Here is a 15,648-nt window from a genome sequence, read left to right as displayed (position 1 = left end):
TGTCTTTCTGTGAAAAAATGATTAATATTTTGTTTCTATAGAAGTTATGTTCGCATCTCCCCAAAGGCTTTCAATATCGTAATATTCCCGTATGTGTTTTTGGAAAACATGTACAACTACATTTACATAGTCCATTAAAACCCATTCCGCATTTTCACCACCTTCTACGTGCCAAGGTTTATCTCTTAAAGATTTACTTACAATTTTTTGGATGGAATTAACTATAGCGTTTACTTGTGTATTTGAAGTACCGTTGCAGATAACAAAATAATCACAAACTGTATTCTCAATTTCTCTTAAATCAAGGATGTCAATATCATTTCCTTTAACTTCTTCAATTCCTTTTATTATATGAGCAATAAGTTGATCGCTGTTTGTTTCTTTATTCGTCATTAAATTTATTTATTTACGCAAAGTTATATTTTTTAGCCATTTGTACCTAACTTAATAAAACATTTAGTACCACAAATTATTATGAACATAATCAAAGTTAATGCCATCCCTTCTACAAACGATTTTGTAAAAGAATATTATACCGGTAATTCTAAATTTGAGCCAGTTTGTGTAAGGGCATTAGAGCAAACTGCCGGAAGAGGGCAACGGGGAGCAATTTGGAATACAAAACCGGGTGAAAATCTAACATTTAGTATTTTGTATCCTAAAATTGATGTCCAATTAAATCGGCAATTTTTATTAAGTGCTTCAGTTTCATTAGTGGTTTTAGAGGTTTTGAAAAATTTAGGAGTTCCTAAGCTTTCAGTAAAATGGCCTAACGACATATTGTCAGGGAATCAGAAAATTTGTGGAATCTTAATTGAAAATCTATTAAAAAGAAATGAAATCTCTGCGTCGGTAATTGGAATAGGTTTAAATGTGAATCAAACAGATTTTGGAGATTTAAATCAAGCAGCTTCGCTAAAGATTATTACAGGGGAAACCTTTAATATCGATGAAATCCTAAAAAAGCTTATTTTAGAATTAGAAAATCGATTAAGCAAATTATCTATTAATACAGAGCGAACTTTTTTAGAAGAATATGCTTCTAAGATGTTTAAAAAAGACATTGTGTCCACTTTTCAAGAAAAGGATGGGAAGTATTTTAACGGAATTATTCGTGGAGTAACCACACAAGGGCTTCTAAATGTAGAAGTTGAAGAGGGTGTTTTTAGGACGTTTGATTTAAAAGAGGTGAAATTAATGTATTAAAAAAAGCTGTTTTAAAACAGCTTTTTTAATACATCGTTTCGAAATTAAAGTTTCGAAATATTTTCACTTAAATGATTAATAAATTTTTGTAATGGACCTTTTACCATCATAGCCATCATCGCATTAAATTCACCATTAAAAAATAATTGAACATTGCTATCAGTGCCGTTTTTATCAATATGTATAGTCAAGGTAAACGGAAACTTATCGGAGCCAGAACCTAAAACTACTAAATTAGGTTCTTTAGTGTCTATAATTTTTAATGCAATTTCCGGCATTCCTTTTAGCTGGAATAAAAATTTATCGGAAGAAACTACTTCAAATTTTTCTTTACTACTTGGCATTATTTGCTCGTAATTAGCAACATCAGTCAAAAACGTAAACATTTTTTGCTGATTTTTGCTTGCTGATACTTTTGGGCTTTCTAACTTCATATTATTTCGGGCTCCATTTTGCCGGGTTTACTCTCCAGCTTTTTAAAATTTCAACTTCAGATTCTTTTATGTAATTACTCTTTTGTGCGGTTTCAATTAAGTATTCATAGTTACTCAAGGTACGCACATCAAGATTAGCATTTTCTATATTTTCTTTGGCAACATCAAAGCCATAAGAGAAAATAGCAAACATACCTTTTACGTTGGCGCCGTGATCTCGCAATGCTTTTACTGCATTTAAACTGCTACCACCTGTGCTAATTAAATCCTCAATAACCACAACATTTTGTCCAGATTCTAATCTGCCTTCAATTTGATTTTTGCGCCCGTGCGATTTTGCTTCTGGTCTAACATACACAAAAGGTAGGCTTAAATATTCGGCAACTAACATTCCAATGCCAATAGCACCAGTTGCTACAGCAGCTATAACATCGGGTTTGCCGTAAATTTCTTCTATATGTTTGGCAAAGTTTTCTCGAATAAAATTACGGATAGTTGGATAGGATAATACAATACGGTTATCGCAATATATAGGAGACTTCCAACCGCTAGCCCAGATAAAAGGTTCTTGTAGTTCTAATTTAATTGCTTTAATTTGCAAAAGAACTTCGGCTGTTTTTTTGGCTGTTTCTTTATTTAAAATCATACTGCAAATGTATAAAGTTTTTGTTAATGATACTCCGATAATACTTTCAACGAAAAAAGATTTAGGGGCTGAATATACTACATATCATTTAAAAAAAGTAAAGCTTAAAAAACTAATTAAGAAAATTGCTAAAGGAAAGATTAAGAAAGTTAACCTTTACCATCGTAATGAAGAAAAGCTGCTAAAACATTTTAAGAAAAAAATTAAAGTTATTGCAGCCGGAGGCGGAAAGGTATATAATGCTAACAACGAAGTCTTGTTTATTTACCGTAATAAAAAGTGGGACTTACCTAAAGGGAAAGCTGAAAAAGGCGAAACCATTGAGCAAACGGCTATTCGAGAGGTTGAAGAAGAAACTGCTATCGAAAATTTAAAAATTATCGATTTTCTTAAAACTACCTATCATATTTTTAAGCGCAAAGGAAAATATTGTCTTAAAGAGACCTATTGGTTTACGATGGAAAGCGATTTTAAAGCAGAATTAATTCCGCAAGAAAAAGAAGGAATTGAAATTGCTACTTGGAAAAATGAAGCTGAGATTCAAGAAGCATTACAAAATTCTTATGCGAATATAAAAATGCTTTTTTTAGAAAAAAACTAACGGAGAACACGAGCTATAGGGTATTCTAAATGTGCTTTTTCGTAATATTTAGAATGTTTGTGTAACCAATCTAACTGGCTATACCAATTTTTAGCAAATTCTGAATCTGATTTTTTCTTGTTTTCAAATTTCTCTTTTAAATCTTTATTATTAGCTAAGATTTTTTTGGCAACATCTTCAAAAACATAGGGAGAAAAATGTTCTTTCTGTTGAAGAACTGTGTCGAAAAAGTTCCAGTTAAAAAAGGAATCTTCAGTTGTTGGCTCTAAAGTTTCTAATAAATAGCGTGTTCCTCTTTGAAAGGTGCTAATATAGAAGTCTCCTTTTCGAAATTGAATGGAGTCCATTTTGGCTACAACTTTAGTTTTAGAATGTTTATAATGTCCTTCGTAGGCATCTTTGGTAGTTTTATAATCTTTTATTCGGTAATGCTGAACATATAAAGTGGTATCATTTTCAAATGGTTTCATTTTTATTTGATTCATCTTTAAAAGATCTATTACCGGCCACCAACCTTGTGGTATTATATAAGCTCTAGGAATTTCTATTTTATCTTCAACTACAAAATTGTTATAGTATTCAATTTCTTTAGTAAAGGGCTTTTTTCGGTCGTATTTTAAGCGTTCACCTCCAGTAACTTCACTAGCAATAGTTTTACCTTCATATCCTTTAAAATCACGAATACTAGGATTGTTTTTATCTACTTTAAATTGTGTAGGATACCAACGTTTAGTAAGATATTTTTTATTTTCAGCTTTGCGTAATTTTCTAATCGTGTCTGTTTGGTTATTGGTGAAGTTAAGCATAGATTCCATTAATTGATAGGTACCTAAAACTCTCTTTTTATAAGGTTTTAGCATATGCGTTTCTACCATCATTCCCAAAGTATTCCATAAAGTTGTGTAACCGGTAGAATATCTTGGATAATCCATAAATTGAGAAAATCCTTTTTCCGGTACATCATTAAATACATTTACATAAGGAGTAATAGCTAGTTTTTTAGCTGCAAGCGAATCTTCTAAAGCAGGCATCATTGTTTTATCTAGATATTTCCCGATATCGCCTCCTAATTTATTATGTTGAGTAAATAAATGAGTTAAAGTATATTGGTAGTCAGCTCCATTACTAACATGATTGTCTATAAAAACATCGGGATCTAAATAATGAAAAATTTCATAAAATGCTTTGGCATTTTTAGTATCGGCTTTTATAAAATCTCGGTTTAAATCGTAATTACGTGCATTACCTCTAAACCCATATGCTTTAGGTCCGTTTTGATTAGTTCTTGAAAAAGAATTTCGGTTTAATGCTCCACCAATATTATAAACAGGAATAGTTGCTAACACTACATTTTTAGGAGTTTTAATAGAATCTTTTGCTAAGTCTCTAAAAAGCATCATTGTGGCATCAATACCATCGCTTTCTCCCGGATGTATTCCGTTTAAAACAAGTAAAATACTCTTGGTTTCTTTTATTTTATCAATATTAAATTGTGCATCAGGATTGTATATTGCTAAATGTAATGGTTCGCCACTATCAGTAGTATCGAATGTTTTTAGCTGTATACTGGGAAATTTTTCAGCTAGATCTTCATAAAATTTAATAACTTCTGGATAAGTAGCAGTTTCTTTTCCTTTACTAGCTTCAAAATGTGTTGTAAAATCATAGTCCTCTTTTAATTGATATTTTGAAAAATCACAAGAGGTTATACCAAGTAATAATATGCCGAAGAAAATATATTTTCTCATAAAAACAGTAATCAATAAACAAGGGGCGTAAACTTAGGTAAAAACTTTATAAGTAGCCAATTATATAAGATTGATTATAATCTAGGAAATATAAATTTTGTTATAAAATTTCACTATTTCGTTTTCGTTTAGTTAAAATACACATAATTTATCATATGAATTTTTATAGGCTAGTAAATCGTTTTTATTTTAAAATAAAAATTGTCTATGAAAACGAAATATTTAGTAATGTGTGGATTATCGGTTGCAATTGCACTTCCCGGTTTTGCACAAATTGAACAAAAATTAAGTGATCGTAAAAAAGAGGAATTAGCTTCTCGTCCTTCTGTAACAATAAAAACTGCAGTATGTCCTTTAGAGTTACCTTCACCCTATACCACGGAATCTGCAGAAAAAATAAGCAAGATAATTCCGTGGCCTGAAAATGGGCAGCCTAATGCACCAGAAGGATTTACAGTAACTAAGTTTGCCGATAATTTAGAACACCCGAGACGAACATATATTTCTCCAAATGGGCAAAATATTTTTGTAGTTGAAAGTGATGATGCTAGAAAAAGTGCTAATAGAATTATACTTTTTAGAGATAGCAACAAAGATGGTGAACCTGAAGAGCATTTTGTTTTTGCTGAAAATTTAAGCCAGCCATATGGGATGTTGATTATGGATGGCTATTTTTATGTAGCTAATGTAGATGCTATAAAACGTTGGAAATACAAACCGGGAATGACTTCTTTAAAAGGAGACGGAGAGTTAGTTAAAGAATTACCGGCAGGAGGCTATAACCACCATTGGACGCGAAATCTTATTGCTAGTAAAGATGGAAAAAAATTATTGGTAACGGTAGGTTCTTCTAGTAATGTAGGAGAACACGGAATGGAAAAAGAAGCACGAAGAGCGAATATTTTAATTATGAATCCCGATGGTTCTAACGAAAAAGTATTTGCATCTGGTTTAAGAAATCCTGTCGGAGTCGATTACAATCCCATTACAGGAGAACTTTGGGCAGCTGTTAACGAGCGTGATAAATTAGGAGATAATTTAGTGCCAGATTATGTAACCAGTGTAAAGGAAAATGGATGGTATGGTTGGCCATTTTCATATTACGGAACTATTAGAGATCCAAGATGGTATAAAGATCCACATGAAAAGATGGTTCAAAAAGCTATTATTCCCGATGTTCCGGTAGGTGCACATACCGCTTCTTTAGGTTTGGCTTTTTACGATAAAAACGAATTTCCTAAAAAGTATAAAAATGGTGCTTTTGTTGGGCAACATGGCTCTTGGAATCGTTCAAATTTTGCCGGATATAAGGTTATTTTTATTCCGTTTGATGAAAAAGGAAAACCTCAGCAGCCAGAAGATTTTTTAACAGGTTTTATTGCTAGTGAAGATGGTAGTAAAGTATATGGACGCCCAGTAGGAATTAGTGTGTTGCCTAACGGAGATTTATTAGTAAACGATGATAATGGTGGTGTTGTTTGGAAAGTTTCAGTAAAAAAAAGCAGTATCAATAAGAAAAATTAATACTATTGAAAACCTTAATTTTCACGCTATTTTTTTTAATAGGTGTACAGCATACTTTTAGTCAAGATTTAACAGGAAAAATTATAAATTCAACCACTTCTGAAGGTCTAGAGAATGTAACCATTTTAACAGCTTCAGAAGTGGTTGCTGTATCTGATGAAAATGGTTATTTCTCAATCGAAAATGTACAGTTTCCTGTTCGATTACAGTTTCGAGCTTTAGGTTTTGTAACTATAACGAGAGTTTTTAAGAATCAACCTTCATCAATTTCCGTTCTCTTACAACCTTCTGCAGAAAACCTTTCTGAAGTAACCATTAGGAGCACATTAATCGATACTAAACTTCAAAACATTCCTGCCGCAATAAGTGTGCTTTCCAAAGAAGATTTAAAACGAACGGATGCTGTAAACTTTGTAGATAATTTGAATTATGCATCGGGTGTTTATGTAAATCAAGGCGCCTTGAATACTAATAAAATTACAATTCGAGGTATTGGCTCACGAGCGCAATATGCAACCAACCGAATTCAAGCTTATTTTGATGGAATTCCATTAGCTACAGCAGAAGGATCTTTAATTTTACATGATATAGATCAAGAATCGTTAGAACAAGTCGAAATTATTAAGGGGCCAACTAGTAGTAATTATGGAGCAGGTTTGGGAGGTTTTATTAATTTATATTCAGTAAATCCGGGTAAAAACCAGAGTAAAGCAGGAGTGAAAGTTCAAGGAGGAAGTTATAATACTTGGAAAAAATCTAATGTAGTCTCTATAAATGGAAAAAATACAGCTGTTTTTGCTATGTATAATCATGTAAAGAGCGATGGTTGGCGAGAAAATAGCTCGTACGATAGAAAATCTGGATTAGTAAATACAAAATTGATTACTTCAGAAAAAAATACCTTATCATTTTTAGCAAATTTTGTGAAACTAAAAGCGTATATTCCAAGTTCGATAAATGAAGATGATTTTTTAAATAGTCCTGAAAAAGCAGCATACACTTGGAGGTCAGCAAAAGGTTATGAAAGCTACGATCGTGGTTTACTTGGCGTTTCCTACAATCATCATTTTAATCCTAAATTTAAAAATGAAACGAGTGTTTTTGTAAGTTTTAGGAATGGGTATGAGCCACGGCCATTCGATATTTTAAAAGAAGAACGCCTGTCGGCTGGCACGCGAACTAATTTCAATTTACGATTTAATGTATTTAAATTGCCATCAACTTTAAGTTTTGGCGCGCAATATTACCAAGAATGGTACGAAACAGGAACCTTTGAAAATCTATATAAAGATTTTGATGATAGCGGAAGTGTGAGAGGAAAGCGATTAAGCAATAACGAGCAGGATAGACATTATGTTAATTTTTTTGCGCAACTAAATATTGATGTAACAGAAAAGTTAGTTTTAGAAGCTGGTGCTAATTTTAATACGACAGCGTACTCGTTAGACGATTTTTATGTTGAAGATGAAGTAGATCAAACAGGTAGTTACAACTTTGATGCTGTTTTCTCGCCTAGAGTTGGGTTGAGTTACGAAGTATCTAAAAATAAAAATCTATATACCTCGGTAAGTCATGGTTTTTCAACACCTACAGTTGCTGAAACATTAACTCCCGAAGGTCGAATTAATACCGATTTAAAAGTAGAAACTGGTATTAACTATGAAATTGGTTTTAAAGGAAATTGGTTAAATAATCAACTATATACCGAAGTTTCTATTTATAATATTCAAGTGAAAAATTTACTAGTAGCACAACGAGTAGCTGGAGATCAATATGTAGGTATTAATGCGGGAAAAACAGATCACAACGGTATCGAATTTTTTGGAAAATATAATATAGATTTAGCTGAAAACTGGAAAATAAGTCCGTTTGTAAATGTAGCAATTAATTTTTTTGAATTCGATCAGTTTATAAACGAAGAGGTAGATTATTCTGGCAATAAATTACCAGGAGTACCGAAACATACACTTAATTCTGGAATAGATATAACAAGCGATTTTGGATTTAATTTTAATGCGGTTTACCGAAATATAGGCGAAATTCCGTTAAATGATGCAAATAAATTAAAAACCAGTTCTTACAATCTGGTAAATTTAAAAACTTCCTATGCTTTCAATATTATTCCAGATTTTCAGATAAACATTTATGCAGGAATAAACAATGTATTCGATGAAGATTATGCAGCAAGTGTACTGCCTAATGCAGTAGGTTTTGGAGGAGCTGCACCACGTTATTATTACCCGGGTTATCCAAGAAATTATTTTGGAGGAACCGGTTTAAATTATTATTTCTGAATTAAAAATCCCTATTATGATTAGAAGTTATTGGAATGAAGAGTGGAAAGTTGTGACGTTTGATGAAAATGTTTCTGAAAAAGAAAACTATAAAATTTCAACTTTAGGAAGAGTTATTAAATGTACAGCTGAAGGAGAATTTTTGCAAGATGAAAAGTTCTCTAATGGTTATCAAATGATACGAACTAAGCTTAAATCTGGAGTTTGGAGTTGCAGATACGTACATAAATTAATAGCAGAACATTTTCTAGAACGTAAAGACAACCAGAAATATGTAATTCATTTAAATTATAAAAAAGCAGACAATCGTCTCGAAAACTTAAAATGGGCTACTAAACGAGAAAAAGAAATTCATCAATTTAGTAATCCTGATAATGTTAATATTAAACGTAAATTACCTAGTCATGCCAAATTAACAGAGACGAAGGTGAAATTTATTAAGCGTAAAATTAACGATCCAAATAGGAGAACTCGCTTAAAAATGATAGCAAAACAATTTGGTATTTCAGAAATGCAACTTTATAGAATAAAAACCGGAGAAAATTGGGGATATGTTACCGAATAAAAAAATAAAATTATATTTTCAGTATAATAAGTTGTTACATTTTTAGTTAAAATAAAAACCAAATTAAGTGCTGATATTTTATGTTTTTTAACATAAAAAAACATTAATCGTAAGGATTTTAAATATATATAGTAAAAAATTTGTTTCTAGTTGCTACTTTTTTTTGTGTTTTAAGTATTTCATTTTTAGTTTTTTAATTTTTTTAATTTAAAGAATTTAATATTCTTTTTGGAAGAGGTTTAAAGTTTATATAGTTTTGAGACGAAATGAAAATGTTTCTTAAATACATATCATTTTTTATTCTTTTTGTGAACGGATATGGGCAATTAAATGCTTATAATGCACTATCCGATCGCAACGATACATTGTGTGAAAATACTTCAGTCAATTCAGAAAATAGAGCATTTGATGCTGATACTTTAGGCAGTGATGCTTCAATTGGAAAAAAGACGGATTCTCACCGTGAATCAAAATTTTATGAATCAGAAGAAGCTGAAATTGAAGAAGCTCAAAACGAATCTGATTCACCCGAATTTTTGAGCGGAAACTTAGCTAATTTATTTTATTCTTATTTAACGCTTTGTCATCCTTCTTTTCAAACAAAAGAAATACCATTTCATTCTAATAAGTATATACGCTCATCTTACCCTTCCTTTTTGGTGAGATTTTGTGTATTCCGTATTTGATATTTCCTTGGATTAATCTCTTTAATCCCATTTACTACAATTTATAACTAATTAATAGTAAGTGTTGCCATTAGATCTATTGGCATGCGCTTTTACAGTTTATTTTTTTTTCTTAAATCCCTAATTTTTATCATTTAACAGTAAAAACATGATGAATAAAGTTCTCATGCTTATAAGTTTGTGCGTTGTAGTATTAAGCACAAGTTGTAAGTCTAAAACAAAAGAAGAGCACGAAAAAGCCAAATATGTAGTAACCTCACCAATCAGGAAAGATACTTTGGTTACCAATGAATATGTTGCTCAAATTCAGTCAATACGAAATATCGAGTTGCGAACTTTAGAGGAAGGATATCTTCAAAATATATATGTAGATGAAGGTCAATCCGTAAAAAAAGGACAGCTTTTATTTAGAATTATGCCTAAATTATATGAAGCTGAACTTCAAAAAGCGCAAGCAGAAGCTAATTTTGCCAATATCGAATACAAAAACACCAAACAATTAGCCGATAGTAATGTAGTGGCACCTAACGAATTGGCAATGTCTAAAGCGAAATATCAAAAAGCAAAAGCAGAACTAGCGTTAGCACAAGTTCACCTTGGCTTTACTCAAATTCGTGCTCCATTCGACGGAATTATTGATAGATTTCACTTAAAGTTAGGAAGCTTAGTGGAAGAAGGAGAATTGCTAAGTAGCCTGTCAGATAATAGTAAGATGTGGGTGTATTACAATGTGCCTGAAGCTGAATATTTAGATTACGAGCAGAAGCTAAAAAATAATGATTCTACTAAAGTACAGTTATTAATGGCCAATAATAAACTCTATAAATACAATGGTGTTATAGAAACTATAGAAGGAGAGTTTAATAATGAAACCGGAAATATTGCTTTTAGAGCAACTTTCCCAAATCCAAATGGATTATTGAGACACGGTGAAACCGGAAGTATTTTAACTAAAATACCTTACAATAATGCATTGCTAATTCCTCAAAAAGCAACTTTTGAAATTTTAAGTAAGCATTACGTGTATGTGGTTAATAAAGACAATAAAGTAGAATCTAGAGAAATATCAATTTTAGGAGAATTGCCTCACATCTATATTGTAAAAGATGGATTATCGGAAGATGATCATATTCTTTTAGAAGGACTTCGAAAAGTACGTGAAGGAGATGAAATTGAATATGAATTTGAAGAACCTGAAGCGGTAATCGATAATTTAGAATTGACTGCTGAGTAATCCCAATCCTAAAATTTAAAAACTATGTTTAAACGATTTATACATAGACCTGTATTTGCAATAGTTGTTTCTATAATTATTGTTTTTATGGGGTCTTTGGCAATAAAAAAGTTACCGATATCTCAGTTTCCTAAAATTGCCCCCACTACGGTAAATATATTTATAGCCTACCCTGGTGCAAGTGCTGATGTATTGGTTAAATCAACACTTATTACATTAGAGAATTCTATTAACGGTGTACAAGGAATGCGTTATATAGCTACTGATGCAACTAGTGCAGGTGAAGCTACATTACGTATAATTTTTGAACCGGGAACAGATCCTAATGAAGCTGTAGTCCGTGTAAAAACTCGGGTAGACCGTGTTATGCCACTGTTACCTGAATTGGTACAACGGGAAGGCGTAACTATAACGCCAGTTCAACCTAGCATGCTTATGTATGTAAATCTATATTCAAAAAATAAGAATATGGATGAGAAGTTCTTGTATAACTATGCGAACGTAAAAATGATCCCTGAAATTAATAGAATTAAAGGGATAGCTCGTTCAAAAATATTGGGAAGTAGAAAATATGCAATGCGTGTTTGGTTAAATCCTGATAGAATGCGGGCTTATGATGTTTCTGTAGATGAAGTTATGGAAGCCATGCAAGAACAAAGTATTGTAGGTAGACCTGGTAGATTAGGTAGAAGCTCCGGTAAAAAAGCACAGTCTTTAGAATATGTATTAACTTATAAAGGCCGCTATAACGATCCGGAACAATACGAAAATATTATAATTAGAGCCAACCCTGAAGGAGAAAGTTTACGCTTAAAAGATGTTGGTAAAGTAGAATTAGGAAGTGAATTTTTCGATATTTATTCGAATCTCGATGGTCATCCATCTGCAGCAATTGTATTAAAGCAAAGTTATGGAAGTAATGCAAGTGATGTAATTGATGAGGTTAAGGATAAGTTGGAAGATATGAAAAAAGATTTTCCTCCTGGAATGGATTATAAATTAAGCTACGATGTATCGCAATTTTTAGATGCATCTATAGAGCAAGTAGTCCATACGTTACGAGATGCTTTTATTCTTGTTGCGATAGTAGTATTTATATTTTTAGGAGATTGGCGTTCTACGTTAATTCCAATTTTAGCAGTTCCAGTATCATTAGTAGGAGCATTCTTTGTAATTCAATTTTTCGGAATTTCTATCAACTTAGTTACTTTATTTGCTTTAGTACTAGCCATAGGTATTGTGGTCGATGATGCTATTGTGGTGGTGGAAGCCGTCCATGCGAAGTTTGAAGAGCATCCGGATATTTCTCCCTATTTAGCTGTAAAACAAGTTTTAGGAGAAATAGGAGGGGCAATTGTAGCAATTACAGCTGTAATGGTTTCTGTATTCTTGCCAATTTCATTTATGTCTGGTCCAGTTGGTACTTTCTATAGACAGTTCTCAATTACAATGGCAAGTTCTATTGTTATTTCAGCCATAATCGCACTTACACTTACACCAGTTTTATGTGCGATGTTGCTTAAAAACAATCATGGAAAAGAAAAGAAACAAAACTTCTTAACAAAAGGATTAGATAAATTTAATTCAGGTTTCGATAAACTTACCGGTAAATACGTAGGTTTACTAAAACGAATTGTAAGTAGAAGATGGCTAACATTTGGAATTTTAATTGCTTTTTGTGTAGGTATTTATTTAGAAAACCAAGTTTTACCTTCTGGTTTTGTACCAAGTGAAGACCAAGGTACTATTTATGCGATAATCCAAACACCTCCTGGTGCTACATTAGAAAGAACTAATGAAGTATCTAAAAAATTGCAAGCTATTTGTGAAGATGTTGACGGAATTGCTTCTGTATCATCATTAGCCGGATACGAGATAATGACAGAAGGTAGAGGATCTAATGCAGGGACTTGTTTAATTAACCTTAAAAACTGGTCTAATCGAGATCGTACTGTAACTCAAATTATGGAAGAACTCGAAGAAAAATCTAAAGATTTAGGTGCCGTTATCGAGTTTTTTGAACCACCAGCAATTCCAGGATTCGGATCTTCAGGAGGTTTTTCACTTCGATTGTTAGATCAAAATACAGATACCGATTATCAAGAGTTTGATAAAATCAATAAAGAGTTTTTGGATAATTTAAGAAAGCGTCCAGAGCTTAAAGGTTTATTTACATTTTTTGCAGCCAATTATCCACAATATGAATTAGAAATTAATAATGAATTGGCTATGCAAAAAGGAGTTTCTATAGATAAAGCTATGGAAAACTTAAACATTTTAATTGGTAGTACTTACGAACAAGGATTTATTAAATATAACCGATTTTTTAAGGTATATGTACAATCCGATCCAAGTTTTAGAAGGTTGCCATCTGATGTTTTAAACATGTATGTAAAGAACGATCATGGAGAAATGGTTCCTTATTCTGCTTTTATGAAGTTGAAGAAAAAACAAGGACCAAACGAAGTTACTCGTTTTAATATGTATAATTCAGCGGCTATTCGTGGATTACCGGCGGCAGGATATTCTACTGCAGATGCTATTAATGCAATTAAAGATGTAGCAAAAGAAACCTTACCTAAAAACTATGATATTGCTTGGGAAGGTCTTTCTTATGATGAAGCAAGACGAGGTAATGAATCTATCTATATATTCTTAATAGTATTAGTGTTTGTATACTTTGTTTTAGCGGCACAATACGAAAGTTTTATAATTCCGTTAACCGTAGTTTTCTCTTTACCAGTCGGTGTTTTCGGCTCGTTTATGCTTTTAAAATTAATGGGCTTGCAAAACGATATATATGCGCAAATAGGGCTTATAATGTTAGTTGGTTTACTGGGTAAAAACGCCGTGTTAATTGTTGAATTTGCCGTAATAAAAAATAAGGAAGGTTTAACAGTACTACAAGCAGCAATTGAAGGAGCTAAAGTACGTTTTCGCCCAATTTTAATGACGTCTTTTGCCTTTATAGCCGGACTTATTCCACTTATAATAGCAACAGGAGCCGGAGCTGTAGGTAACCGAACTTTAGGAGCATCTGCGTTAGGAGGTATGCTTTTCGGAACTATTTTCGGAGTGATTGTAGTACCAGGCTTGTATTTTATTTTCGGAAGTTTAGCAGAAGGTAAATCCTTAATAAAATTTGAAGACGAAAACCCATTATCTGAAGATTTCAAATATGATAAATAATTTAAGAAAGTATAAGCATTTTGCTTATGTTGGATTATTCACAGGCGTGTTCTTAACGTTCACGTCTTGTGTGCCAACTTTGGCAGAAAAGTCAGTAAATAAAGAAGTGCCTGAGAATTTTCACAATTCTGATTCTCTTCAAGAGAAAAAAAATAATTCTGAAGATAGTTTAACAGCGGCTAAAACAAATTGGAAAGACTTTTTTAAAGATCCTAATTTAGTGGCGCTTATCGAAACTGCTTTGCAAAATAATCAGGAATTAAATATTATACTGCAACAATTGCAAATTGCTAAAAACGAGATAAAAGCTCGTAAAGGTGAATATTTACCATCGGTTAGTTTGCAAGCAGGCGGAGGAATAGAGAAAGCAGGGAAATATACTCGAGACGGAGCTGTAGAAGAAAATCTGGATATAAAAGAAGGAAAAGCATTTCCGGAACCTTTACCGGATTTTAAAGCTGGATTACATGCACAATGGGAAGTTGATATTTGGAGTAAACTTCACAATGCAAAGAAAGCTGCTGTAATGAATTACTTGGCGAGTGTAGAAGGTAGAAATTTTATGGTTACTAATCTAATTGCTGAAATAGCAAACTCATATTACGAGTTATTAGCCTTAGATAATCAGTTAAAAATTACTAAAAATACTATTGATATTCAGAATAGAGCTTTACGAATTGTTAAACTTCAAAAACAAGCAGCTCGTGTTACTGAATTAGCTGTTAGTAAATTTCAGGCTGAGGTAATGAATACTAAAAGTTTACAGTACAAAATTAAGCAGCAAATTACAGAGACTGAAAATGAGTTGAATTTCTTAGTAGGACGTTATCCACAACCTATAACTCGTAGTTCAGATAGTTTTCCTAATTTAATTCCAAAGCAATTATATACTGGTTTACCATCCCAATTATTAGAAAATCGTCCTGATATTCGCAGAGCTGAATATGAGGTAGCTGAATCTAAATTGAATATAAAAGTAGCCAAAGCTAGATTTTATCCTTCTCTTGGAATTTCAGCTAACATAGGATATCAAGCTTTTAATTCGAAATATTTGTTAGATACCCCAGAATCTTTAATTTATTCGGTAGCTGGAGATTTAATGGCACCTTTAGTAAATAGAAATGCAATTAAAGCAGCCTATAAAAGTGCAAATTCAAGACAAATTCAGGCTGTTTTTGATTATGAACAAACAGTGTTGAAGGCCTACATAGAAGTAGCTAATCAAGTTTCTAAAATTGAAAATTTAAATAAAAGTTACGACTTGAAATCCGGTGAAGTAGATGCATTAAATAAATCGATTACAATTTCAAATCGGTTATTTAAAAACGCACGAGCTGAATATATGGAAGTGTTAATGACGCAACGAGATGCATTAGATTCTAAGTTTGAATTAGTAGAAACTAAAAAAGAACAGTTAATTGCTGTAGTAAATATGTACCAAGCGTTAGGTGGCGGTTGGCAATAAATATATTGTTTTTTCATTAGGTTGTTAGGTTTAGTTAGTTGGCCTCCAGAATTTTT

General features: G+C 32.2%; 13 protein-coding genes. 9 read left to right on the top strand and 4 right to left on the bottom strand.

Annotation, left to right across the window (positions count from 1 at the left end; genetic code table 11):
* Window positions 1-21 precede the first annotated feature (21 nt).
* Complete coding sequence (gene rsfS, locus ACN0WI_RS08930; RefSeq protein WP_417886368.1) at window positions 22-393, bottom strand: ribosome silencing factor; 372 nt, start codon at window positions 391-393, stop codon at window positions 22-24.
* A gap of 81 nt (window positions 394-474) precedes the next feature.
* Here rsfS and ACN0WI_RS08925 point away from each other — a divergent pair, with 81 nt between their 5' ends.
* Window positions 475-1,206 (top strand): biotin--[acetyl-CoA-carboxylase] ligase, encoded by a 732-nt coding sequence (locus tag ACN0WI_RS08925; protein ID WP_417886367.1) that lies wholly within the window; start codon window positions 475-477, stop codon window positions 1,204-1,206.
* Between the two features lie 44 nt (window positions 1,207-1,250).
* Here the strand turns inward: ACN0WI_RS08925 and ACN0WI_RS08920 are convergent, their stop codons facing one another.
* Window positions 1,251-1,640: an SRPBCC family protein gene (locus ACN0WI_RS08920; RefSeq protein ID WP_417886366.1), complete on the bottom strand. Its 390-nt coding sequence runs from the start codon at window positions 1,638-1,640 to the stop codon at window positions 1,251-1,253.
* A gap of 1 nt (window position 1,641) precedes the next feature.
* Window positions 1,642-2,286, bottom strand: a complete 645-nt coding sequence (gene pyrE, locus ACN0WI_RS08915) for an orotate phosphoribosyltransferase (RefSeq protein WP_417886365.1) — start codon at window positions 2,284-2,286, stop codon at window positions 1,642-1,644.
* Window positions 2,287-2,293: 7 nt separating this feature from the next.
* On the opposite strand from pyrE, the gene ACN0WI_RS08910 reads away from it, so the two are divergent.
* Window positions 2,294-2,887: an NUDIX hydrolase gene (locus ACN0WI_RS08910; RefSeq protein ID WP_417886364.1), complete on the top strand. Its 594-nt coding sequence runs from the start codon at window positions 2,294-2,296 to the stop codon at window positions 2,885-2,887.
* Here ACN0WI_RS08910 and ACN0WI_RS08905 read toward each other — a convergent pair.
* The gene (locus tag ACN0WI_RS08905) at window positions 2,884-4,635 is read right to left on the bottom strand and encodes a M14 family metallopeptidase (protein ID WP_417886362.1); all 1,752 of its coding nucleotides are present in this window, start codon (window positions 4,633-4,635) and stop codon (window positions 2,884-2,886) included. The genes ACN0WI_RS08910 and ACN0WI_RS08905 overlap by 4 nt on opposite strands.
* Before the next feature lie 207 nt (window positions 4,636-4,842).
* Here ACN0WI_RS08905 and ACN0WI_RS08900 point away from each other — a divergent pair, with 207 nt between their 5' ends.
* The 7 genes from ACN0WI_RS08900 to ACN0WI_RS08870 all read left to right on the top strand — a co-directional run bounded on the left by ACN0WI_RS08900 (window position 4,843) and on the right by ACN0WI_RS08870 (window position 15,592).
* A complete protein-coding gene (locus ACN0WI_RS08900) occupies window positions 4,843-6,159 on the top strand; it encodes a PQQ-dependent sugar dehydrogenase (RefSeq protein ID WP_417886361.1) in 1,317 nt (438 codons plus the stop codon).
* 5 nt (window positions 6,160-6,164) lie between these two features.
* Entirely contained in the window at window positions 6,165-8,453 is a 2,289-nt protein-coding gene (locus ACN0WI_RS08895; RefSeq protein WP_417886360.1) for a TonB-dependent receptor domain-containing protein, read from the top strand.
* Window positions 8,454-8,469: 16 nt separating this feature from the next.
* A complete protein-coding gene (locus ACN0WI_RS08890) occupies window positions 8,470-9,018 on the top strand; it encodes an HNH endonuclease (protein WP_417886359.1) in 549 nt (182 codons plus the stop codon).
* A gap of 272 nt (window positions 9,019-9,290) precedes the next feature.
* Window positions 9,291-9,704, top strand: coding sequence for a hypothetical protein (locus ACN0WI_RS08885; protein WP_417886358.1), 414 nt, complete (start codon window positions 9,291-9,293; stop codon window positions 9,702-9,704).
* Window positions 9,705-9,855: 151 nt separating this feature from the next.
* Window positions 9,856-10,938 (top strand): efflux RND transporter periplasmic adaptor subunit, encoded by a 1,083-nt coding sequence (locus tag ACN0WI_RS08880; RefSeq protein WP_417886509.1) that lies wholly within the window; start codon window positions 9,856-9,858, stop codon window positions 10,936-10,938.
* A gap of 24 nt (window positions 10,939-10,962) precedes the next feature.
* Entirely contained in the window at window positions 10,963-14,127 is a 3,165-nt protein-coding gene (locus ACN0WI_RS08875) for an efflux RND transporter permease subunit (protein ID WP_417886356.1), read from the top strand.
* Complete coding sequence (locus ACN0WI_RS08870; protein WP_417886355.1) at window positions 14,117-15,592, top strand: TolC family protein; 1,476 nt, start codon at window positions 14,117-14,119, stop codon at window positions 15,590-15,592. The genes ACN0WI_RS08875 and ACN0WI_RS08870 overlap by 11 nt, the downstream gene beginning before the upstream one ends.
* Window positions 15,593-15,648: the final 56 nt, after the last annotated feature.

The organism is Zunongwangia sp. (assembly GCF_048269745.1).
Taxonomy (GTDB): domain Bacteria; phylum Bacteroidota; class Bacteroidia; order Flavobacteriales; family Flavobacteriaceae; genus Zunongwangia.
The sequence above is the reverse complement of the archived record's forward strand: the minus strand, read 5'-3'. Positions and strand labels throughout refer to the sequence as shown.

What these genes read in the sequence shown, in the direction of transcription:
- rsfS (WP_417886368.1), bottom strand. Translation starts at nt 393, where the DNA reads ATGACGAATAAAGAAACAAACAGCGATCAACTTATTGCTCATATAATA.
- ACN0WI_RS08925 (WP_417886367.1), top strand. Translation starts at nt 475, where the DNA reads ATGAACATAATCAAAGTTAATGCCATCCCTTCTACAAACGATTTTGTA.
- ACN0WI_RS08920 (WP_417886366.1), bottom strand. Translation starts at nt 1,640, where the DNA reads ATGAAGTTAGAAAGCCCAAAAGTATCAGCAAGCAAAAATCAGCAAAAA.
- pyrE (WP_417886365.1), bottom strand. Translation starts at nt 2,286, where the DNA reads ATGATTTTAAATAAAGAAACAGCCAAAAAAACAGCCGAAGTTCTTTTG.
- ACN0WI_RS08910 (WP_417886364.1), top strand. Translation starts at nt 2,294, where the DNA reads ATGTATAAAGTTTTTGTTAATGATACTCCGATAATACTTTCAACGAAA.
- ACN0WI_RS08905 (WP_417886362.1), bottom strand. Translation starts at nt 4,635, where the DNA reads ATGAGAAAATATATTTTCTTCGGCATATTATTACTTGGTATAACCTCT.
- ACN0WI_RS08900 (WP_417886361.1), top strand. Translation starts at nt 4,843, where the DNA reads ATGAAAACGAAATATTTAGTAATGTGTGGATTATCGGTTGCAATTGCA.
- ACN0WI_RS08890 (WP_417886359.1), top strand. Translation starts at nt 8,470, where the DNA reads ATGATTAGAAGTTATTGGAATGAAGAGTGGAAAGTTGTGACGTTTGAT.
- ACN0WI_RS08885 (WP_417886358.1), top strand. Translation starts at nt 9,291, where the DNA reads ATGTTTCTTAAATACATATCATTTTTTATTCTTTTTGTGAACGGATAT.
- ACN0WI_RS08880 (WP_417886509.1), top strand. Translation starts at nt 9,856, where the DNA reads ATGAATAAAGTTCTCATGCTTATAAGTTTGTGCGTTGTAGTATTAAGC.
- ACN0WI_RS08875 (WP_417886356.1), top strand. Translation starts at nt 10,963, where the DNA reads ATGTTTAAACGATTTATACATAGACCTGTATTTGCAATAGTTGTTTCT.
- ACN0WI_RS08870 (WP_417886355.1), top strand. Translation starts at nt 14,117, where the DNA reads ATGATAAATAATTTAAGAAAGTATAAGCATTTTGCTTATGTTGGATTA.